At 29.3% G+C, this 20696-nt stretch carries 23 protein-coding genes; 7 read left to right on the top strand and 16 right to left on the bottom strand.

All coding sequences use genetic code 11. From position 1 onward, the window contains the following. Positions 1-317 (bottom strand): NAD(P)H-dependent flavin oxidoreductase (locus Q0352_RS09510; RefSeq protein WP_367274623.1); only part of this gene is annotated, 317 nt, incomplete at its 3' end. A gap of 137 nt (positions 318-454) precedes the next feature. Between Q0352_RS09510 and Q0352_RS09505 the strand changes: the two genes are divergently transcribed. Further along, positions 455-856, top strand: coding sequence for a hotdog fold thioesterase (locus Q0352_RS09505; RefSeq protein ID WP_299527036.1), 402 nt, complete (start codon positions 455-457; stop codon positions 854-856). 74 nt (positions 857-930) lie between these two features. On the opposite strand, the gene dnaK is transcribed toward Q0352_RS09505, so the two are convergent. After that, positions 931-2838 carry a molecular chaperone DnaK gene (dnaK, locus tag Q0352_RS09500; protein ID WP_299527033.1) on the bottom strand — a complete coding sequence of 636 codons (1908 nt, stop codon included), beginning with the start codon at positions 2836-2838 and terminating at the stop codon, positions 931-933. 217 nt (positions 2839-3055) lie between these two features. Here dnaK and Q0352_RS09495 point away from each other — a divergent pair, with 217 nt between their 5' ends. Together Q0352_RS09495 and Q0352_RS09490 are read left to right on the top strand one after the other, a co-directional pair. Continuing rightward, entirely contained in the window at positions 3056-4480 is a 1425-nt protein-coding gene (locus Q0352_RS09495) for an L-serine ammonia-lyase (protein WP_299527031.1), read from the top strand. Between the two features lie 77 nt (positions 4481-4557). Continuing rightward, positions 4558-4893, top strand: coding sequence for a DUF2853 family protein (locus Q0352_RS09490; protein WP_299527029.1), 336 nt, complete (start codon positions 4558-4560; stop codon positions 4891-4893). A 73-nt stretch (positions 4894-4966) separates the two neighbouring features. Here Q0352_RS09490 and Q0352_RS09485 read toward each other — a convergent pair whose 3' ends face one another. The 8 genes from Q0352_RS09485 to Q0352_RS09450 form a co-directional block, all read right to left on the bottom strand. Next, on the bottom strand, positions 4967-5260 hold the full coding sequence (locus Q0352_RS09485) for a hypothetical protein (RefSeq protein ID WP_299527027.1): 294 nt from the start codon (positions 5258-5260) through the stop codon (positions 4967-4969). Between the two features lie 9 nt (positions 5261-5269). Beyond that, on the bottom strand, positions 5270-6244 hold the full coding sequence (locus Q0352_RS09480) for a deoxyhypusine synthase family protein (protein ID WP_299527038.1): 975 nt from the start codon (positions 6242-6244) through the stop codon (positions 5270-5272). Beyond that, the gene (gene speB / locus Q0352_RS09475; RefSeq protein ID WP_299527026.1) at positions 6234-7172 is read right to left on the bottom strand and encodes an agmatinase; all 939 of its coding nucleotides are present in this window, start codon (positions 7170-7172) and stop codon (positions 6234-6236) included. The genes Q0352_RS09480 and speB overlap by 11 nt, the downstream gene beginning before the upstream one ends. Beyond that, positions 7165-8562: an arginine decarboxylase gene (locus Q0352_RS09470; RefSeq protein ID WP_299527024.1), complete on the bottom strand. Its 1398-nt coding sequence runs from the start codon at positions 8560-8562 to the stop codon at positions 7165-7167. The genes speB and Q0352_RS09470 overlap by 8 nt, the downstream gene beginning before the upstream one ends. 318 nt (positions 8563-8880) lie before the next feature. Next, positions 8881-9639 (bottom strand): peroxide stress protein YaaA, encoded by a 759-nt coding sequence (yaaA, locus tag Q0352_RS09465; RefSeq protein WP_299527022.1) that lies wholly within the window; start codon positions 9637-9639, stop codon positions 8881-8883. Between the two features lie 94 nt (positions 9640-9733). Further along, complete coding sequence (locus Q0352_RS09460) at positions 9734-10363, bottom strand: CatA-like O-acetyltransferase (protein ID WP_299527021.1); 630 nt, start codon at positions 10361-10363, stop codon at positions 9734-9736. 87 nt (positions 10364-10450) lie between these two features. Continuing rightward, positions 10451-11470 carry an RluA family pseudouridine synthase gene (locus tag Q0352_RS09455; protein WP_299527019.1) on the bottom strand — a complete coding sequence of 340 codons (1020 nt, stop codon included), beginning with the start codon at positions 11468-11470 and terminating at the stop codon, positions 10451-10453. Then, complete coding sequence (locus Q0352_RS09450) at positions 11470-12063, bottom strand: PASTA domain-containing protein (RefSeq protein WP_299527018.1); 594 nt, start codon at positions 12061-12063, stop codon at positions 11470-11472. Before Q0352_RS09450 ends, Q0352_RS09455 begins: the two co-directional genes overlap by 1 nt. A 182-nt stretch (positions 12064-12245) precedes the next feature. On the opposite strand from Q0352_RS09450, the gene Q0352_RS09445 reads away from it, so the two are divergent. From Q0352_RS09445 to Q0352_RS09430, 4 genes are all read left to right on the top strand, one after another. Beyond that, positions 12246-13223 (top strand): D-alanine--D-alanine ligase, encoded by a 978-nt coding sequence (locus Q0352_RS09445; RefSeq protein WP_299527016.1) that lies wholly within the window; start codon positions 12246-12248, stop codon positions 13221-13223. 2 nt (positions 13224-13225) lie between these two features. Then, on the top strand, positions 13226-13681 hold the full coding sequence (gene coaD, locus Q0352_RS09440; protein ID WP_299527014.1) for a pantetheine-phosphate adenylyltransferase: 456 nt from the start codon (positions 13226-13228) through the stop codon (positions 13679-13681). A gap of 5 nt (positions 13682-13686) precedes the next feature. Then, entirely contained in the window at positions 13687-15429 is a 1743-nt protein-coding gene (locus tag Q0352_RS09435) for a M14 family metallopeptidase (RefSeq protein ID WP_299527012.1), read from the top strand. Positions 15430-15544: 115 nt separating this feature from the next. Next, entirely contained in the window at positions 15545-15718 is a 174-nt protein-coding gene (locus Q0352_RS09430) for a hypothetical protein (protein ID WP_299527011.1), read from the top strand. A 161-nt stretch (positions 15719-15879) separates the two neighbouring features. On the opposite strand, the gene Q0352_RS09425 is transcribed toward Q0352_RS09430, so the two are convergent. From Q0352_RS09425 to Q0352_RS09400, 6 genes are all read right to left on the bottom strand, one after another. Then, positions 15880-16359, bottom strand: coding sequence for a hypothetical protein (locus Q0352_RS09425; protein WP_299527009.1), 480 nt, complete (start codon positions 16357-16359; stop codon positions 15880-15882). A gap of 105 nt (positions 16360-16464) precedes the next feature. Continuing rightward, positions 16465-16965, bottom strand: coding sequence for a periplasmic heavy metal sensor (locus tag Q0352_RS09420; RefSeq protein WP_299527007.1), 501 nt, complete (start codon positions 16963-16965; stop codon positions 16465-16467). Positions 16966-16975: 10 nt separating this feature from the next. Beyond that, positions 16976-17410, bottom strand: a complete 435-nt coding sequence (locus Q0352_RS09415; RefSeq protein ID WP_299527006.1) for a zf-HC2 domain-containing protein — start codon at positions 17408-17410, stop codon at positions 16976-16978. Positions 17411-17464: 54 nt separating this feature from the next. Then, positions 17465-18055 carry an RNA polymerase sigma factor gene (locus Q0352_RS09410; protein ID WP_299527004.1) on the bottom strand — a complete coding sequence of 197 codons (591 nt, stop codon included), beginning with the start codon at positions 18053-18055 and terminating at the stop codon, positions 17465-17467. A gap of 177 nt (positions 18056-18232) precedes the next feature. Further along, positions 18233-20371, bottom strand: a complete 2139-nt coding sequence (locus Q0352_RS09405; RefSeq protein ID WP_299527002.1) for a CHASE domain-containing protein — start codon at positions 20369-20371, stop codon at positions 18233-18235. A gap of 90 nt (positions 20372-20461) precedes the next feature. Next, positions 20462-20696 (bottom strand): ATP-binding protein (locus tag Q0352_RS09400; protein ID WP_299527000.1); only part of this gene is annotated, 235 nt, incomplete at its 5' end.

Below are 20696 nucleotides of genomic sequence, written 5' to 3'. Positions count from 1 at the left end.
TCTGGACTTCCAAGCGAAGTAATAATAAAATCAACACCTTCTTCACAAAGTATTTTTAATTGCCCTAAATATTTTATGTTTGATTTATTTACAATTAAATTAAAACCATACGAACCACCTTCAACTTTAGCCGCTTTTAATTCTTTTATAGCCAATCTCAAATCTTCTTCATTTCTATAATTTAAAGCCGGAATACATCCTGCAATTCCAGATTTCATAGCCTCTATAACCATTTTAGTATTAGACACTAAAAACATTGGAGCTTGAATTATTGGGTACTTAATATTTAAAAGTTGGTTTAATTTGGCTGATTTCATTTTATTATTTTTTCAAATATAGGAAATTGTTATATCTTTTTTAAACACCTTTTTAATACAATGGCAAAAAGGTATATTTGTCAGCTGCTTTTTTAAAAAACAAAACGTGCTTTCATAAAGAAATAATAAATATAGAAATGAATAAAACAACGCAAAAAACACACTTACTTACTTCAAAAAAACTTGTTGGATCAGTAACCTCAATAGAAAATAATACTGCAACAGTAACTTTAAAAATTACTAAAGAAATGGTTGTTGACTCATTTAACCTAACACACGGAGGGTTTGTTTTTGGCTTAGCCGATTATGCGGCGATGGTAGCAATTAATGAGCCTACTGTTGTTTTAGCTAAAGCAGAAGTTAAATTTATGAAGCCAGTTATTATAAATGAAGAATTAACAGCTAAAGCAACGATCTCTGAAAGAGTAAACGAAAAAAAAATAGTAGTAAACGTACATGTTTTTAATCAAAAAGATGAACTTGTTTTTGAAGGTGATTTTGTATGTTTTGTATTAGAAAAACATATTCTTGAAAAATAAATAATTTACTTTAAACTAAAACCAAAAAAAAACGCCTCCACTAAGGAGGCGCTTTTAAATATATTTAAAAGAAACTATTTGTCTTCTTTTACTTCTTCAAAGTCAACATCTTCAACATTATCACTTTCATTTTTTGGCTGTTCAGCCCCAGCATCTCCAGTTGGAGCACCTTGTGTTTCTTGTTGTGCTTTGTACATTTCTTCACTTGCTACTTTCCAAGCTTCATTAATTTTTTCCATTGCGGCATCAATTTGAGCAATATCTTTAATTTCATGAGCTTTTTTCAATTCCTCAAGTGCAGCTTCGATTGGGTCTTTTTTATCAGCTGATAATTTTTCACCAAACTCTTTTAGTTGTTTTTCTGTTTGAAAAATCATAGAGTCAGCCCCATTGATTTTTTCAGCAGTTTCTTTTGCTGCTTTATCTGAATCAGCATTTGCTTCAGCATCAGCTTTCATTTTTTTGATTTCATCTTCAGTTAAACCTGAAGAAGCTTCAATTCTAATGTCTTGTGTTTTTCCTGTTGCTTTATCTCCAGCAGTCACATGAATAATACCATTGGCATCAATATCAAAAGTTACTTCAATTTGAGGTGTTCCTCTTTGTGCTGGTGGAATACCATCTAAATGAAAACGTCCAATCGTTTTATTATCTGCTGCCATAGCACGTTCACCTTGTAACACGTGAATTTCTACAGAAGGCTGATTGTCAGCCGCTGTTGAAAATACTTGTGATTTTTTTGTTGGAATCGTAGTATTAGCTTCAATTAATTTAGTCATTACATTCCCCATAGTTTCAATACCTAATGAAAGTGGTGTAACATCTAATAACAATACATCTTTCACATCTCCTGATAAAACTCCTCCTTGAATAGCTGCTCCAATTGCAACAACTTCATCAGGATTTACACCTTTTGAAGGTGTTTTTCCGAAAAATTTCTCAACAGCTTCAACAACTGCAGGAATACGAGTTGATCCACCAACTAAAATAACTTCATCAATATCACTTGTAGATAAACCAGCTCCTTTTAATGCTGTTTTACAAGGCTCAATAGTTCTTTTAATTAAATCATCTATTAACTGTTCAAATTTAGCTTTTGTTAAACTACGCACTAAGTGTTTTGGACCTGATGCAGTAGCTGTAACATATGGTAAGTTAATTTCAGTTGTAGCAGATGATGATAACTCAATCTTCGCTTTTTCAGCAGCTTCTTTTAAACGTTGTAAAGCCATTGGGTCTTTACGTAAATCAATATCTTCTTCAGCTTTAAATTCTGCAGCTAACCAGTCAATAATTTTTTGATCAACATCATCACCACCTAAATGTGTATCTCCATCTGTCGATAAAACTTCAAAAACACCGTCTCCCAATTCTAAGATAGAAACATCATGTGTTCCACCACCAAAATCGAAAACAACAATTTTTTGATCAATACCTTTTTTATCCATACCATAAGCCAATGCCGCAGCAGTTGGTTCATTTATAATACGGCTAACTTTTAAACCTGCAATTTCACCAGCTTCTTTAGTTGCTTGGCGTTGTGCATCGTTAAAATATGCTGGTACTGTTACAACAGCTTCTGTTACTTCAGTTCCTAAATAATCTTCAGCAGTTTTCTTCATTTTTTGAAGAATCATTGCTGAAATTTCTTGAGGAGTATATAATCTTCCATCAATATCTACACGAGGAGTATCATTATCACCTTTTACAACTTTATAAGGTACACGTTCTGCTTCCATTTTAGACTCAGAATATTTATTACCCATAAAACGTTTAATTGAATAAACAGTTTTTAAAGGGTTAGTAACTGCCTGACGTTTTGCAGGATCACCAACTTTTCTTTCACCACCCTCAATAAATGCAACAATTGAAGGCGTTGTTCTTTTTCCTTCAGCATTAGGAATTACCACTGGTTCATTCCCTTCCATTACAGAAACACATGAGTTGGTTGTTCCTAAATCTATTCCTATTATTTTACCCATAACTATACTATTTTATTTTTTGTTCTTATTTTTTTTAAACTACAACTTCAAATAGTCAATGATTATGCCATTGAAAAAAATATGTCAAGTTGTCAGAATTAAAAAGAATCAATACTTTAATTGTCATTTAACAAGTCAACAAAGCAGTTATAATCTCATTAAATTGACATTATTCATAGTTTACAAAAGCATATATTTACACACTTAAAAAAATAAAATGGAATGTATTTCAGTTTTTGATATGCTTAAAATTGGTATTGGACCATCTAGTTCTCATACTTTAGGACCTTGGCGTGCTGCAGAAAGATGGATTAATCATTTAAAAAAAGAAGAAATATTTAATGAGATTACAACTATCAAAGTAGATTTATACGGATCTTTATCTTTAACAGGAAAAGGACATGCTACAGATTTAGCCTTAATATTAGGGTTAGCAGGATCTGATCCTGAAAATATTCCAATAGATGAGATTTCACCATTGGTTCATTTAATTCAAACTTCTAAAGAACTAAAATTTGGTGGGAAAAATTTAATTTTTTTTGATTCAAAAGATGATATCATTTTCAATAGAGAATTTTTACCTTTTCATTCAAATGGAATAAAATTCACTGGATTTAATAATGAAATTGAAATTTCATCTGACACTTATTATTCTATTGGTGGTGGTTTTGTTGTTAGAGAAGAATTAATTCATGCAAAAGAGAATATTAAAATTCATAAAACATTTCCCTACCCAATACAAAAAGCAAAAGAATTAGAAGTATTTTGTAAACAAACACAATTAAAGATTTCAGAAATTGTTTTAGAAAATGAAAGATCATTAAGAAGTGATGTAGAAATAAACTTTGAAATTAATAGAATTTGGAAAACTATGCTTGAGTGCATGTTTACAGGTTGCCATACAGAAGGAATCCTCCCAGGTGGATTAAACGTAAAAAGGCGTGCTTTTGACATTCATAAAAAATTAATTGGTAGTTCACATTATAATTCTCCGAATGAATGGTTAGAAACTATTCGAAAAACTGAAGTCAAATTTCGACAAATATTAAAATGGGTAAGCTGCTTTGCTTTAAGCGTAAATGAAGTTAACGCATCATTAGGTAGAGTTGTAACAGCTCCAACGAATGGCAGCTCAGGAGTAATCCCCGCTGTTTTAATGTATTATCTGGTTATTGAAAATCATGAAGCCAATTTTAATGAAATAAAACAGTTTTTATTAGTTGCAGGTGAAATAGGTAGCTTATTTAAAAAGGGAGCAACTATATCAGCCGCTATGGGTGGGTGTCAAGCTGAAATTGGTGTTTCTTCTGCGATGGCAGCAGGAGCTTTAACAGAATTATTAGGAGGAACTCCAGAGCAAGTATTAATGGCTAGTGAAATTGCTATGGAGCATCATTTAGGCTTAACATGTGACCCTATTGGAGGCTTAGTGCAAATACCTTGTATTGAAAGAAATGCTATGGGTGCAATTAAAGCTATTAACGCTGCTGAATTAGCGTTAGAATCAGATGCGTCTCATGCAAAAGTTCCGTTAGATAAAGTAATTTCTAGCATGTGGGAAACAGCAAAGGATATGAATTCTAAATACAAAGAAACTTCGGAAGGAGGTCTTGCCGTAAGTGTAAATATCTCAGATTGTTAAAAAAAATTATCATTAAACAAATAATATTTTTTATATTTGATAACAGAACTAAATTATTAATAAAAAAATCGTTACTTATGAGTAAATTTGATGAAAAAATAGCACTTTATCAAGGTGCAATGAAAGATTTAGGAATTAGCTTTAATGCTGATTTATTTGCAAAAGTTACTAAAGGCTTAGGCCCTTCAATTTACAAAAAAGATGCTGAAACTGTTTCTGGATCGGATGCTAAAGAATTAGCAACTGTAAAAAACAATTTCCTAATTAAAAAATTAGGACTTTCAGATGGTGCTAAATTAGACAATGCTATCGATGCAGTTATGGAAAAAATGGGAAAATCTAACAGAAATAAATATAGAGCTATTGTTTACTATTTATTAGTGAAAGAATTAGGTCAAGAATCAAAATATTAAGAAAAAACATTCTTATAAATAAAAAAACCTGCGAAATGCAGGTTTTTTTATTTATAAGAGGTATTATTTTATTTTAATCATCGTCTTCAACTTCATCTTCTGCAACACCTTCAAAGTCATTATCATATGCTTCTTCGAAATTATCGTCATCACTGTCGTATTCTTCCATAGTCTCTTCTAGTTTTAAACTTATTTTAACCAAATAAGTAGTGTCCTCAGTAGTTACTTCTACAGCTCTAACAGTTTCATCTTTTGCATTTTTAAAAGTAATAATATCTTTATAACCATAACCAGTTGGAAATTTCTCAACTAATAGATCTAATATATCACTCGTTAATTTAGCATAATCTACAATTACTCTCTTCATTTTTTTAAATTACATGTTTAACAAATAGGCAAAAATTAATGGTGCAACAATAGTTGCATCCGATTCTATAATAAATTTCGGAGTGTTAATATCTAATTTTCCCCAAGTTATTTTCTCATTAGGAACTGCTCCTGAATATGAACCATAACTTGTTGTTGAATCAGAAATTTGACAAAAATAACTCCAAAATGGTGTTTCTGGTCTTTCCATATCTTGATATAACATTGGAACTACACAAATTGGAAAATCTCCTGCAATACCACCTCCTATTTGAAAAAATCCGATTCCATTTTTAGAATTATCAGTATACCAATCCGCTAAAAAAGTCATATATTCAATCCCTGACTTCATAGTACTTGCTTTTAATTCACCTTTTAATACATATGAAGCAAAAATATTCCCCATAGTACTATCTTCCCAACCTGGAACAACCATTGGTAAATTAGCCTCGGCTGCAGCTATCATCCAACTATTTTTTGGGTCAATTTCATGATATTGATCTAAAACACCTGAAAGTAATAATTTGTACATAAATTCATGTGGGAAATAGCGTTCACCTTTATCTTCGGCATCTTTCCAAATTTTGAATACATGTTTTTGCAAACGTCTAAAAGCTTCTTCTTCAGGAATACAAGTATCTGTAACTCTATTCAATCCTTTTTCTAATAAATCCCATTCATCTTGAGGAGTTAAATCTCTATAATTTGGAACTCTTTTATAGTGAGAATGTGCTACCAAATTCATAATATCTTCTTCTAAATTTGCTCCAGTACAAGAAATAATTTGAACTTTATCTTCTCTAATCATTTCAGAAAAAATCTTACCTAATTCAGCTGTACTCATAGCTCCAGCTAAAGAAACTAACATTTTAGAACCAGATGCTAACTGATTTTCATATTCTTTGGCTGCATCAACAATGGTTGCTGAATTAAAATGTAAATAATATTTTTCAATAAATTGTGAAATTGCTCCTTTAGTAGTCATTATCTTCGTCTTCAAATTTTGAGTTTTTATTAGTTGGTTGTTTATAACCATCAATGTTATCATAATCTGTTTCATTAATATCTTGAAACTTATAACTTAACATTTTGTAATACAATTTAGCGGCTAGGAAATCTGATGATTTTTCTTTTTCATTTGGACATAATTCAACAATATCAAATCCAACCACATTTTTTTGTTCAAATATTTTCTTTAAAAAATCAAGTGTTTCATACCATAATAGTCCACCAGGTTCTGGTGTACCCGTTGATGGCATTATTGATGGATCAAAGGCATCTAAATCTATTGTTAAAAAAACGTTATTTGTCATTAAATCAATAGCATTTTCCATCCAATAATCATCTTGTGCTAAATCGTGCGCAAAAAATACTTTATCAGTATCCATCACTGTCGTTTCAGCTTTGTCCATACTTCTAATTCCAACTTGAATTAAATTTGTATTTTGACTTGCTTCATAAACTGCACATGCATGATTACACTTAGAACCATCATACTCTTTTCTTAAATCAGCGTGTGCATCAATTTGCACAACCGTTAAACTATCAAAACATTCATTAAAAGCTCTAATTGAACCAATAGATATTGAATGTTCACCTCCAAATAAAGTAACAAATTTATTTTTTATAATAAATGATTTTGCTGCAGCATGAACGGCTTCAACCATTTTTTCAGGTGAAGAATTTTCTGTTACTGCATCTGCTAAAAATATTCCATTTTTATAAACTTCTGAATCTGTTTCAATATCATACAGTTCCATATTTTCTGAAGCATTTAAAAAAGCCTCAGGCCCTTTATCAGCTCCTTTTTGCCAAGTGCTTGTTCCATCATAAGGAACTGTTATTAAAACTACTTTTGAAGTTTCAATTTTAGCGTATTGTTCAGGAATTCCTGCGTACGTTCTTTTATTCATAACCCAATATTTTTAAAAAGTCATTTGCTGTTTGTTTTTCTTTAAAAACTTTATATTCTAGTTTTCCGTCTTTATCTTTCGAAATTATAATATGTTTTGGTTGTGGAATTAAACAATGTTGTAATCCTCCGTAACCACCTAATGATTCTTGATAAGCACCTGTATTAAAAAAGCCAATATACAATGGTTTTTCTTCTTTATACATTGGTAAATAAATAGCATTTACATGCTGATCTGAATTGTAATAATCATCACTATCACAAGTTAAACCTCCTAATAAAACACGTTCATAATTGTCATTCCACCTATTTAATGGTAGTAAAATAAATCGTTTATTAATTGCCCAACTATCTGGTAGTGTTGTAATAAAAGAAGAATTAATCATATTCCAATTCTCTCTGTCATTTTGTTTCTTTTGATATAAAATTTTATAAATAGTAGCTCCACTTTCTCCAACAGTATAGCTTCCAAACTCTGTAAAAATATTAGGTGGTTGCACTTCTGCTTCCTCACACGCACTTTTAATTTGATAAATAATTTCATCTACCATATAATCATAGTCATAATCAAAAGCCAATGAGTTTTTAATAGGAAAACCTCCACCAATATTTAAACTATCTAAAGTAGGACAAATGCGTTTTAAATTAATATAAACTTTTAAACATTTATTTAATTCGTTCCAGTAATATGCATTGTCTTTAATTCCTGTATTGATAAAGAAATGCAACATTTTTAAGTTAACTTTCTTATTCTCTTTTATATCACGTCTGTAGAAATCAACAATATTTTTATATCCAATCCCTAATCTAGAAGTATAAAACTCAAACTTAGGTTCTTCTTCAGAAGCAATTCTTATTCCAATATTAATTCTTTTTTTAACTCCTTCAGTAAGTAATCCTATTTCTTCATAGTTATCAATAATAGGGATACAATTTTTATGTCCCGCATTTATTAATCCTTGAATTTTAGTAATATATTCATCACGCTTAAACCCATTACATATAATATAATTTTTATCAGATATTTTACCATCTTTTTTAAGATTTTCAACAATATTTATATCTATTGCTGAAGATGTTTCAATATGAATATCATTACTTAAAGCTTCATCTAACACATGTTTAAAATGTGAGCTCTTTGTGCAATAACAATAATTATATTTCCCCTTATATTTATGTTTACGCATTGCTGTCCCAAACATTTTCTTAGCTTTTTGAATATTTTCGCTAATTTTTGGTAGATATGTAAATTTTAAAGGTGTGCCATATTCTTCTACTAATTTCATGGTATCAATATCATGAAAGTGTAAATTTTTAGCAGCATCAACTGTAAATTCTTCTTGGGGAAAATCGAATGTTTGATTTATTAAATCTATATATTTAGTATTCATTACTATCTTTAATTAAAAATTTTATTATAACGCCATTAAAAGTGGCTATCATTAACAATGTTAAAAATTAAATTCATACTCTTAAAACTAAATATACGCTATTTTTACTTAAAACTGGAAGTGAGTTAAAAGTATTAAAAATGTATTTAAAAGAAGTTTGTATTATTCTAAACTTCTCACTGTACTCACGAAGTACATAGTTACTTAAAAATTTCATTATAAACAAGTTACAATTCTAAAACATCTATTTCTGTTATTTGTAAAACAACGGAACAAACATATATAAAAAAACAATACAATTGTAAAAAAATAAAAAAATTATCGTGTAAATACCAATTCATTATTTGATGATAAATTAGCATCAAATGCATAGCCTTCATAATTAAAGCCTTTCAAATCTTCAATGTTTTCAACTGCATTATCAATTATAAATCGCACCATTAAACCACGAGCCTTTTTTGCAAAAAAACTTATCATTTTTAGTTTGCCATCTTTATAATCTTTAAAAACTGGCGTAATTACGGGAACTTTTAACAGCTTTGGTTTAATTACTTTAAAATACTCGTTACTAGCTAAATTAATAAAAATCTCATCATCTTTTAATTCTTCATTAAAAGCATTTGTAACTGTTGCATCCCAAAATTGATAGAGGTTATCTTTTTTACCAACTTTTAATTTGGTTCCCATTTCTAAACGATATGGCTGCATTAAATCTAGCGGTTTTAACAAACCATATTGCCCTGATAATATTCTTAATTTATTTTGAAGTTGCGCTATTTTATTTTCTGAAAGTGTATATGCATCTAGTCCAATATAAACATCGCCTTTAAAAGCAAAAACTGCTTGTTTTGCATTTTCTAATGTAAATGGCAATTGCCAATCTTGATTTCGTTGCCAATTTAACTCTCCTAATTTAGAAGAAATACTCATTAACTCAGAAAGTTTTTTTGGTGATTTCTTCCTTAAAATTACATTTAATTTTTCTGCTTCGTTTAAAAATATGCCATTTGTAAATTGTGAAGTTGGCACTTTAGTTTCAAAATCTAATGATTTGGCTGGTGATATTACTATTTTCATTTTTTACATTTTCAGTGTAAAACAAAATTACAATTATTTAGTTATAATTTATGTCTATTTTAATATGAAGTAGGTATTTTAAAATAGTGCTAAATTATGTTAGTTCATTCATATACTGTTGCATTTTTTCAAAAAGAAGACCTACATGAAAACCATCCAATAATGCATGATGTACTTCAACTGAAAAGGGTATTTTTTTTAATTCAGCTTCTTCAAACCATTTACCAAAAACAATCTTTGGTACTCCCATTGTTTTCTCATCTCCTTTCCTTGCATGTTTAAAACCTGTTAATGAAATCCAAGGAATGGTTGAGCAGTGCACAATTGCCAATTCATTTTCATTGGCATCAAACTTTATTCCTTTTTTATGATTTTCAATTATTGCTTTTGCGCTTTCAATAAACTCAATTATTGAGAACTTATAAGGGAAATCACAAAATGAAAAAGTTTGATCATCATTTAAAACAGTAGAGCCAATATTTACCAAATCAAAAGACACCACTTTATCATTTTTAAAACGAAGTTTAAACTCTGGAATTTCATTTATACTTTTTATAGCAACAAACAAGCAAGCTAGTGAAAAAGAAAGATGATGTTGTTTACAATAACGATAAAGGTTAGTAACTTCTAAGTTAGCTGTAATATTAAAAAATGGATCTTCATAGGTTTTAAAAAACTTATATTGATCTTTTCTCTTCCAGTTTTCAACATCAAATTCTTTCATCTGTTTAAATTTTATTTTTAGTGGCAACAGCTGCTATGCACCATTAATCATTCCTATAGTATCAAAATTTGTTATGCTTGCCTCCTTTTAATACTTTTGATTTTCGGTATAAGTCCTCCACTTTTCTAAACACTCAACAATATCTTGTGGTATTTCCGAATTAAATTGCATGAATTCTTTTGTAATTGGATGTTCAAATCCAAGAGTTTTTGCGTGAAGTGCTTGTCTTGGTAAAACTTTAAAGCAATTTTCAACAAACTGTTTGTATTTAGTGAACGTAGTTCCTTTTAAAATACCATCACCTCCGTAACGCTCATCATTAAAAAGTGTATGCCCAATATGTTTAAAATGTGCTCTAATTTGATGTGTTCTACCTGTTTCTAACTTACACTGCACCAGTGTAACATAACTAAAACGTTCAATAACTTTATAATGCGTAATTGCAGGTTTCCCAAATTCACCATCAGGAAAAACACTCATTTGAAGTCTGTTTTTTAAACTTCTCCCAATATGTCCTTCAATTTTGCCTTCTTCTTCAACAACATTTCCCCAAACCAATGCATAATATAAACGCTCCGTAGATCTATCAAAAAATTGTTTTGATAAATGTGCCATCGCATATTCAGTTTTGGCAACCACTAATAAACCACTTGTATCTTTATCTATTCTATGAACCAATCCTGGACGCTCATTAGAATTTGTTGGTAAATTTTCAATATGATGAATTAAAGCGTTTACCAATGTACCACTATAATTTCCGTGGCCCGGATGCACTACCATTCCGGCAGGTTTATTTACAACAATAACTTGATCATCTTCAAATAAAATATCTAAAGGAATATCTTCTGCAACCAATAAATTTTCATGTGGTGGATGTGCTAATACAACACGAACCACATCTTTTGGCTTAACTTTATAATTTGATTTTACAGCAATCTCATTTACTAAAATGTTCCCCGCCTTAGCAGCTTGTTGCACTTTATTTCGAGTGGTATTCTCTACAAAATTCATTAAAAACTTATCAACTCTCAACGGTACTTGACCATCGTGTGCAATATATCTAAAATGCTCGTAAAATTCTTCTTTTTCTAATTCTTCAACATTCATTAGTTTTCTTCTTCTCCGTTTTGTTTGTTAAACTGACTTCCACCATATCCATCGCCTAATTTTAATGTAATTACAGAATTTTGTGGAATTTTTTCTCCTGCTTTTATATCCTTTCCATTAAATTTTAATCCTCGCACAACATCTTTTGCTATGTCTGAAACATAAACCACATTATCACTCACTCTAAAACCAATGGCCATTAATTGAGAATTAGCTTGTCTTTTAGTTTTTCCTAATAAGTCAGGTATTTCAACATTTGCATAACCAGAAGGATTTAATGTTAAATATATTTTTCTACCTTCTTTTACAAAATCACCTGCTTCAGGACTTTGCTCTATTACTGATTTTTTTGGATATAAAGGATTATAACTTGCTGAATCTATGACTATTAAATTTAAATCTAATTGTTTCAATATTCTTTCAACCTTCATTAAACTCAACTTTTCTAAGTTTGGAACTTCAATTTTTTGATTATGATTGGTTGATATATTCAACCATTTAATAACCACAAAAATAAATATTGCTAAACCCAAAACTGCAAATAGCAAGTGTTTTAAAAATGTTTTAGATTTTATAAATTGAATAAGACTCATATTCCCTTTTTTAATTTGTGCAAAGATACTTTATAAATACCAACTTACAAATTCATATTTTGTTGCTTATTATATGAATTAATATTCGCTCAAATAAATTTCAAACAATTAAATTTACAAATTATTCCTTTCAACATTAAACTTTAAATATGTAAGTTTGTAGTTAAAGTTCTAAACATAAAATGAAAAAAAATATTGCCATAATAATGGGTGGTTATTCTTCAGAAGTTGATATTTCATTGAAGAGTGGTGCAGTAGTTTATAAAAACATTTCAAAAGAAAAATACAATACCTACAAAGTCCATATTCTTAAAAATAAATGGGTACTTGTTGATGATAACAACAAAGAATTCCCAATAAACAAAAACGATTTTACAGCTGAAATTAATGGTGACAAAATAATTTTTGATTGTGTTTTTAATGCAATTCATGGGCATCCGGGTGAAGACGGAACTATTTTAGCTTATTTTGAATTAATTGGAATAAAACACACTTCAGCACCATTTTACCAAATGGCTTTAACTTTTAATAAACGAGATTGTTTAAGTGTTGTGAAACAGTATGGAATAAACACAGCTACATCTTATTTTTTAAATAAAGGTGATAAAATTAATGTGGAAGAAATAATTGAAGAAGTTGGCTTACCTTGTTTTGTAAAACCAAATAATGCTGGTTCTAGTTTTGGAATTTCTAAAGCAAAAACAAAGCAAGAAATGATTCCGGCCATAGAAAAAGCTTACATTGAAGATTCTCAAATTTTAATTGAATCTTTTTTAGACGGACCTGAAATATCAATTGGAGTGATTGAATATGAAGGAAAGATTAAAGTATTACCAATGACTGAAATTGTATCTGAAAATGAATTTTTTGATTTCGAGGCCAAATATTTAGGAAAATCCGAGGAAATTACTCCTGCTCGTATTTCTGACGAAGTTCATAAAAAACTAGAAAAAACAGCTTCCAGTGTTTATCAAATTTTAAATATGAGTGGTTTTTCACGCGCCGAATACATTTTAGTAAATAATGAACCTTATTTTTTAGAAATAAATACAGTACCAGGTTTAACGAATGCAAGTTTAATTCCTCAACAAGCTGCTGCTGCTGGGATTAGCTTAGAGAAACTTTTTCATAACGCCGTTGAAATGGCATTTAAAAATTAATTATGAGAAGAGCAATTTTCCCGGGATCTTTTGATCCAATCACGTTAGGACACGTTGATATTATTAATAGAGCATTACCTCTATTTGATGAAATTATTATTGCAATTGGTATAAATACCGATAAAACATATATGTTTTCATTAGAACAGCGCTTAAATTTTATAAAGAAGAGTTACATTAACGAACCTAAAATAAAAGTAGAAACCTATACTGGTTTGACTATTGATTTTTGTCAAAAATTAGATGTAGATTTTATTTTAAGAGGCTTAAGAAATCCCGCTGATTTTGAATTTGAAAAAGCCATTGCCCAAACCAATAGAAAATTATCAAATATTGAAACCGTTTTTTTATTAACTTCTGCTAACACTTCTTTTATAAGTTCTAGCATTGTTAGAGATGTATATAGAAATGGAGGCAATATTTCAAGTTTTGTTCCAAAAAGTGTAATCGAAAAATAAGTCGGATGGCTAAAAATTTCTCAATTTTATTTTTAATCTGTTCTTTTTTCGCAATTAATGCTCAAAATTTAGAACCTGATTTTATAATTCCTTTTGAAAAAACAAATGGCACTGAAACTTCCACTTATTTTGAAACAATTGACTATTATAAAAGTTTAGCCAAAAAGTATCCTGAAATTTCAATTTTTGAAATGGGAATTACGGACAGTGGTTTTCCGTTACACCTTGTTATTTTCGATAGTTCTAAAAAATTCGACTTTAAGGAAATAAGAGAATCAAAAAATGTAATTCTAATTAATAATGGAATTCATCCTGGTGAACCTGATGGTATTGATGCAACTATGCTGTTGCTTAGAGATATTGTTCAAAATCCTAACCAAATAAAACAATTAGAAAATACAATATTAGCGATAATTCCGATCTACAATATTGGTGGTTCACTAAATAGAAATAGCACCTCTCGCGTAAATCAAAACGGACCAGCAGCATATGGTTTTAGAGGAAATGCTAGAAATTATGATTTAAACAGAGATTTTATAAAAGCTGACACAAAAAATGCAAAAGCTTTTGCTCAAATTTTTCACTTAATAAATCCCGCTATTTTTATTGAAAATCATGTGAGTAACGGAGCCGATTATCAATATGGAATTACACACCTTTTTACACAACATAACAAACTTGGTGGAGAATTAGGCGTGTTTATAGAAAATGAAATGAGGCCACAAATTGAAGAATCTTTACTAAAGAAAGATATTTCAATAACTCCTTATGTGAATGTTTGGGGAAAAACTCCAGAAGAAGGTTTTAGTCAATATTTTGATTCTCCTAGATATTCCAGTGGTTATACAACACTTTTTAATACTTTGGGTTTCATGATTGAAACTCATATGTTAAAACCCTACAAACAACGTGTTGAACTAACTTATAGTTTATTAGAAATCGCTATAGATTTTACTATAAAAAATGGGACTCAGATAAAAGAACTTCGCAAGCATGCAGTTGCTAAAATTTTAGCTAAAAAAACTTATCCAATTGCATTTGAATTAGATGAAAATACATTTTCAATCTTACAATTTAAAGGCTATGAAGGAACTTTAATCAACAGTAAAGTTACCAACGGAAAACGTCTATTTTATGATAGAACAAAACCCTATATAAAACCTGTTAAATACTATAATGAGTTTATACCTTCCAAAGAAATAACCATTCCAAAAGCCTATATTTTAAAACAAGGATATTGGAATATTTTAGAACGTTTAAGAGATAATACTATTGAATTTACAATTCTTAAAAAAGACAGTTCTTTTAGTGCTGAAGAACAGCATATAAAAGACTATAAAACAAGAACTGAAGCTTACGAAGGGCATTATCAGCATTATAACACGACAGTTATTTCATCTAAAAAAACTATTGCATTTAACAAAGGTGATATTTACATTCCTGTAAATCAAAATGGTGCGCGTTATATTCTAGAAACACTAGAAGCTGAAGCTATAGATTCTTTTTTTAACTGGAACTTTTTTGATGCCATTCTTCAACAAAAAGAAGGATATTCTGCCTATGTTTTTGAAGACATTGCTGAAGCGTTTTTAAAAGAAAATCCAACATTAAAAGATTCCTTGGATTTAAAAATTGAAACAGATACAAGTTTTGCAAAAAACCCAAGAGCTCAATTAGATTTTGTTTATAAAAACTCCCCTTATTATGAAGCTGCACATTTAAAATTACCTATTTATAAAGTGTATTAATCGTTGTTTTTTGCTGTAAATAATTTTATTACGAAATAAAAAAACAAAGTTGCAATTATTAGCTATTTCACTACTTAATACTACCTTTTTTGGCTGCATATTTGTTATTAAAAGTATGCCCATACAATTAAGAAAGTATGCGCATACAAATGCTAAAGTATGCCCATACAAAAGTAAAAGTATGCGCATACAATTACTAAAGTATGGGCATACTTTTTTAGCTATATTTAATAGTTTAGAAATGAACGAATTACAATTTATAAAATCAAGTAAAACGAAGAAACTCTAACATATATTTTATTGAATTAAACTCTCTAAAATTAGTTAGGTATCATCATTTTAAAAACACCAGTTATTGGTATTTTTGCTAAAAAGAGAAAAAGCTATTAAAATTAATTCAATAGCTTTTTAAAAATATATATTTTTAATAGATTAGGTATAATGTGAATTTTACCAGTTGCCACAATTTATGCCATTCCCTTGTCTATTTCCTGATCTATTCCCTTGTCCTTGTCTGTTTCCTCTGCAGTATTGACCATTTCCAGTTCCTCTATTAGAATTATCAAAATATACTTGCTGATCGGTAGTAAGAATACTTCTGATATCTTGAATATGCTGCTCTTTGCTTTTTTGCATATTTGTTCTGATAACTCCCATCTCATCAATTGTTTTATTGATAGATTTTATATTGCCCTCAGCGCGCAAAGCTTGCATATTAGCCCTTTTTATAGCTAATTGATTCCTGTTAGTTTGCATTTCTTTTAAATGCGCTAATCTAAAATCTGTAATTTTTGATTGTTGATCTGTGCTAATATTTGGAATATTATTGCAAAAATATCCTTGTTCATTACCATTCCCTTGTCCATTACCCATTCTAGTTGCTCTTTGAGCAAATGTACTTACACTAAATAACAAAGCAATAATCAGCATTCCGATTGTTCCTGTTTTTAAATTTTTCATTTTGTACTTATTTTTAAATTAATTATTATTTGTTTCTATATAATTTACGTGAATTTATTTTTTGAAATTATTCTGCTAATTGCTAGGCATTTGTATTTCATTACCATTATTTGTCATTGCGCTGAAAACTTGAAATAATTTACTTTTTTGTTCTTCGTTACAAATACTTTTCATATCCAGATAATAGTCAAATGTTAAATGTTTAAGCTCCTCGTGCAAATCTCCAATGTCTTTTGCAAGCCCATTTAAATAAATCGTGTCCGATTTTTCTTTTCCTAACTCAAGCATAATTTCATTTCGTTTAACTTGCATTTTAGCTGTTTTAGCATTTGCATCTACATGAAATTGTTGTCTTAATTTTCTAAATTGTTGATGTTGTTCTTTTGTTAAATTTAATTCGTCTCTAAAAAATCTTCCCAGGTGACTATTTGGTATTTCAATTTGATTTTCCTGAGTAATTTGAGATATATTCTGTGGAAAATAAGCATGGTAAATTATGGATCCTATTGTTGTAAGATTTGTAACTATAAGAATTACAATTATCCATATCAATGTATTTTTATTGTATAATTTCATCTGTTTTGTATTAATCTTTCAATAATAAAACTTCCATTTTTTCATGTCCCAAATCATTAAAATAAAATTCGGTAGTCTGCGTTTTCAATAATGAGCCTTTAACAGAGGAAATGCTACTGAGTTTTAGGCTGCCCCAAATACTAACTAACAAGACTAATGAGAATAAAGCTGGTTGCAAAGCTCTTATATAAAAAGCATTATAAACAGGTTGATTTTTTTCATTTTGAAGATTCGCTAAATGCCTGTTAATTCGCATATATAAGAATGGATCTGGTTCTAAAACCTCTTTTTTCGCAATCAGATTAAAAGTAATTTCTAATTGAGAGTACTTGTAATTACAAGCTTCACAATTTTCAATATGCTTTTTTATTTCCTTTTTTTGTGCAAGTTGAAGCTCATTATTAAAATAAGGAATTAAATTAGTATGTACTGTTTTACATTTCATTTTAAGCTGTATTATTAGTTTGACACTAGTTGATAAAAAAACATTTGCCTTTTTTTACTTTTTTTTATAAAAACTTAATATCTCTCTCTGTACATTTATTTTTGCTCTATGTATTAGTCCTTCAACTGATGAGAGAGATAAATTCATAACTTCTGAAATTTGTTTGTACGACAAATCCTCCATTTTATGTAAAGTGAAAGCTACCTTTTGATTTTTAGATAACGCGTTGATTGATTGATGTAATAATTCAATTCTTTCTTTTTGAATAGCTTCATTTTCAGAAGTTTCATGCTCGTTATCTGAAATTTGTAGTTCTTGATTACCTTCTCCTAAAAAAAAGTTTTCAATACTTTTAAAAAGATTATTTTTTTTATTATCACGTATAAAATTCAGTGATTTATTAACCGAAATACGATACAACCAAGTAGATAATTTAGCTTCTTTTTTAAACTTGTGAATTGATAAAAAAACTTCAATAAATACTTCTTGTGTTACATCTTCAGAAAAAGTTTTATTATGTAAAAAACTGTTGCAGGTATTTAATACAAGCGATTGATATTTATCTACAAGGATTTTAAAAGTTGCTTGATTTTTATTTAAAATGCCTTCTATTAATTCTTTGTCCGTCATTGAATGAAACTTCAATTATTCAAAATTTATTATTTACAAATTAGACACACTTTTATAAAATAACTTGTGAAAATGCTTTATTAAAAATAATACAATAAATAGTCATTACTTTCTTTTTTAAAGTAAATAGATGTATTATAATAAATAATGATTGTGGTTTTACTATTTTTTGATATTAAAATTTATGCATTTTTAATTTTCTTGGTACAAAGGCAACGTAAATTTAAATGCACTTCCCTTTCCTAATTCGCTTTCTACCCAAATTTTACCTCCGTGCTTTTCTACAAATTCCTTACAAAGCAACAAGCCTAAACCTGTTCCTTTTTCGCCTGCAGTTCCTTCTGTAGTAATTTTTTCAGAAATATCAAAAAGCTTCAATAGTGTATCAGGGCTTATACCAACGCCATTGTCAGAAACTGTAATTGTTGCAGTTGATTTATTGTGTTCTGCATAAACAGAAATTTTACCATTTTCATTGGTAAATTTTATAGCATTAGAAATAATATTTCTTATAATGGTATGCAACATATTACTATCAGCAAAAACAAAAATTTCTCTATCTGAAAAACAATTGATATCAATATTTTTAGTCTTTGCTACTAACTTCAAATTTTCAATTACATTAATACACGTATCTGAAAGACTTAACCTTTCCTGTTTAAAAGCTAATTTGCCTGAATTTGATCGTACCCATATTAAAATATCTTCCAATAAACTAAAGGTGCTTTTTGCTGAAGTATAAATTATGTTTAAGAATTTTTCTGTTTTTTCAATCTCATACGTACGAATATTTTCTTTTAAAATATCTAAAAAACCAAGGATTGAATTAAACGGACTTTTTAAATCGTGTGCTAAAATTGAAATAAAAAGATCTTTATCTGCATTCAGCTTAATCAATTCATTTTTCATTTTAATTTGTTCTGAAACATCTTGACTTGTTCCTATAATTCTAATAGGTTTATTATTCTCGTCAAATTGCATCACTTTTCCTCTATCCAAAAACCATTTCCATGAGCCATTTTCAGCTAAAACCCTATGCGTATTTGAATAAGAATCAACTTTTCCTTCAATATGCAATTGAATAGCTGCATACCATTTTTCTTTATCTTCAGGATGCACAAGCTGACTCCAATTATCCAAACCATTCTTATTTTCATGCTCTTTGTACCCATGCATTGTTTTCCATTGTGTAGAAAAATGAAACTCATTTGTTTTTAAATTCCAATCCCAAACCCCATCTTTAGCTCCTTCCAAAGCATATTTCCAACGTTCTTCACTTTCACTAAGCTCTATAGCCAATTGTTCGGCTAATTTAACTTTGTTTCTTGTTGTATAAAGAGATAAAATAATTAAAAATAACAATAAACTTATAATAACACCCCCAATTAAAACTATAAAAACTTTACCTTGAAAATATGAAACATCTTCTTTTTGATTTGAGAATTTTAAAATCCATTTTTTACCATTAAAGTCAAGTGTTAATTGTTCAGTAACTAATTTTAAGTCTTTTTTCAATGTACTTTCTCCATTTTGCGAATCAAATAACAGCGAATCCTCAGAAATACTTTCATCATATATTTGCATACGAATTCTATCGCTACTATTTGAATTCATATTCCCTAAAATTCCCTTCATCAAATCATCCATTCTGTAAGGACTATATACCCATCCTTTGATTGCTTTACGGCGTTGCTCTAAGGTATTAACTGGCATTCCTTTTTTATAAACTGGAACATACATTAAAGTACCAGCCTGCTTATCTGTCGTTATTTCTTGTACTAAAAGTATTTTTCCTGTGAGTGCGGCAATATCAAAATCGCGCGCCAATTCCATGGCTTTTCTACGAACAGGTTCTGAAAACATATCGTAACCAAAAGCTTTCTTATTGCGTTCATTAAAAGGTTCAAGATAAATAATGGAAGTATACCGTTCTCTATCACCAATAGGGTGCACGTTATACTCAGAAAATCCTTCGCTTTGTATGTGTGCAGTGTGTTGCTGTAATTGTTCTTTAGGTATATTTATAGAAAATCCAGTCCCAAGAATACCAGGTAAATTCTTTCCAATGGCTATTTTATCAATAAATTCTTTCCAATCGTTTCGGGTAACGGTATCTGAAACTGTAAAAAAAGCTGAGCCACTTCTTAAAAGTAATGCGTGCGCATGAAGGCGGTTTGAAATTTTTAAAGATATTTGATCACAATGACTCTTAAATTCTAGGGTTGCTTTGTCTTCAGCATTGTTATATACAAATTTGGTTAAGATAAAAGTTGTAATAAGTGATATGAATAAGAACGCAAACGCTTTTAAAACATCTTTCTTTAAAGTCATTTTTAATAAATTTGGTAATATAATAGCAAAATCAATAAACAAAAAACTAATTTACATTATTTTCTCTACGAAATATATGTTTTTGCTTACTTATTTTAATTTTTTAATAAATAAGGGCAACGTAAATTTAAATGCACTTCCTTTTCCTAATTCGCTTTCTACCCAAATTTTACCTCCGTGCTTTTCTACAAATTCCTTACAAAGCAACAAGCCTAAACCTGTTCCTTTTTCGCCTGCAGTTCCTTCTGTAGTAATTTTTTCAGAAATATCAAAAAGCTTCAATAGTGTATCAGGGCTTATACCAACGCCATTGTCTGAAACTGTA

The sequence above is a fragment of the uncultured Lutibacter sp. genome, assembly GCF_937891065.1.
Classification (GTDB): domain Bacteria; phylum Bacteroidota; class Bacteroidia; order Flavobacteriales; family Flavobacteriaceae; genus Lutibacter.
This window is presented reverse-complemented; position numbering and strand designations above follow the sequence as displayed.

Bases quoted from the DNA above. Each gene is read 5' to 3' on its own strand.
- Q0352_RS09460 (WP_299527021.1), bottom strand. From the start codon at position 10,363: ATGAAAGAATTTGATGTTGAAAACTGGAAGAGAAAAGATCAATATAAG.
- Q0352_RS09420 (WP_299527007.1), bottom strand. From the start codon at position 16,965: ATGAAATTATACAATAAAAATACATTGATATGGATAATTGTAATTCTT.
- Q0352_RS09480 (WP_299527038.1), bottom strand. From the start codon at position 6,244: ATGACTACTAAAGGAGCAATTTCACAATTTATTGAAAAATATTATTTA.
- Q0352_RS09485 (WP_299527027.1), bottom strand. From the start codon at position 5,260: ATGAAGAGAGTAATTGTAGATTATGCTAAATTAACGAGTGATATATTA.
- Q0352_RS09505 (WP_299527036.1), top strand. From the start codon at position 455: ATGAATAAAACAACGCAAAAAACACACTTACTTACTTCAAAAAAACTT.
- coaD (WP_299527014.1), top strand. From the start codon at position 13,226: ATGAGAAGAGCAATTTTCCCGGGATCTTTTGATCCAATCACGTTAGGA.
- Q0352_RS09495 (WP_299527031.1), top strand. From the start codon at position 3,056: ATGGAATGTATTTCAGTTTTTGATATGCTTAAAATTGGTATTGGACCA.
- Q0352_RS09435 (WP_299527012.1), top strand. From the start codon at position 13,687: ATGGCTAAAAATTTCTCAATTTTATTTTTAATCTGTTCTTTTTTCGCA.
- Q0352_RS09430 (WP_299527011.1), top strand. From the start codon at position 15,545: ATGCCCATACAATTAAGAAAGTATGCGCATACAAATGCTAAAGTATGC.
- dnaK (WP_299527033.1), bottom strand. From the start codon at position 2,838: ATGGGTAAAATAATAGGAATAGATTTAGGAACAACCAACTCATGTGTT.
- Q0352_RS09490 (WP_299527029.1), top strand. From the start codon at position 4,558: ATGAGTAAATTTGATGAAAAAATAGCACTTTATCAAGGTGCAATGAAA.
- Q0352_RS09470 (WP_299527024.1), bottom strand. From the start codon at position 8,562: ATGAATACTAAATATATAGATTTAATAAATCAAACATTCGATTTTCCC.
- speB (WP_299527026.1), bottom strand. From the start codon at position 7,172: ATGAATAAAAGAACGTACGCAGGAATTCCTGAACAATACGCTAAAATT.
- Q0352_RS09455 (WP_299527019.1), bottom strand. From the start codon at position 11,470: ATGAATGTTGAAGAATTAGAAAAAGAAGAATTTTACGAGCATTTTAGA.
- Q0352_RS09405 (WP_299527002.1), bottom strand. From the start codon at position 20,371: ATGACTTTAAAGAAAGATGTTTTAAAAGCGTTTGCGTTCTTATTCATA.
- Q0352_RS09445 (WP_299527016.1), top strand. From the start codon at position 12,246: ATGAAAAAAAATATTGCCATAATAATGGGTGGTTATTCTTCAGAAGTT.
- Q0352_RS09425 (WP_299527009.1), bottom strand. From the start codon at position 16,359: ATGCTGATTATTGCTTTGTTATTTAGTGTAAGTACATTTGCTCAAAGA.
- Q0352_RS09415 (WP_299527006.1), bottom strand. From the start codon at position 17,410: ATGAAATGTAAAACAGTACATACTAATTTAATTCCTTATTTTAATAAT.
- yaaA (WP_299527022.1), bottom strand. From the start codon at position 9,639: ATGAAAATAGTAATATCACCAGCCAAATCATTAGATTTTGAAACTAAA.
- Q0352_RS09450 (WP_299527018.1), bottom strand. From the start codon at position 12,063: ATGAGTCTTATTCAATTTATAAAATCTAAAACATTTTTAAAACACTTG.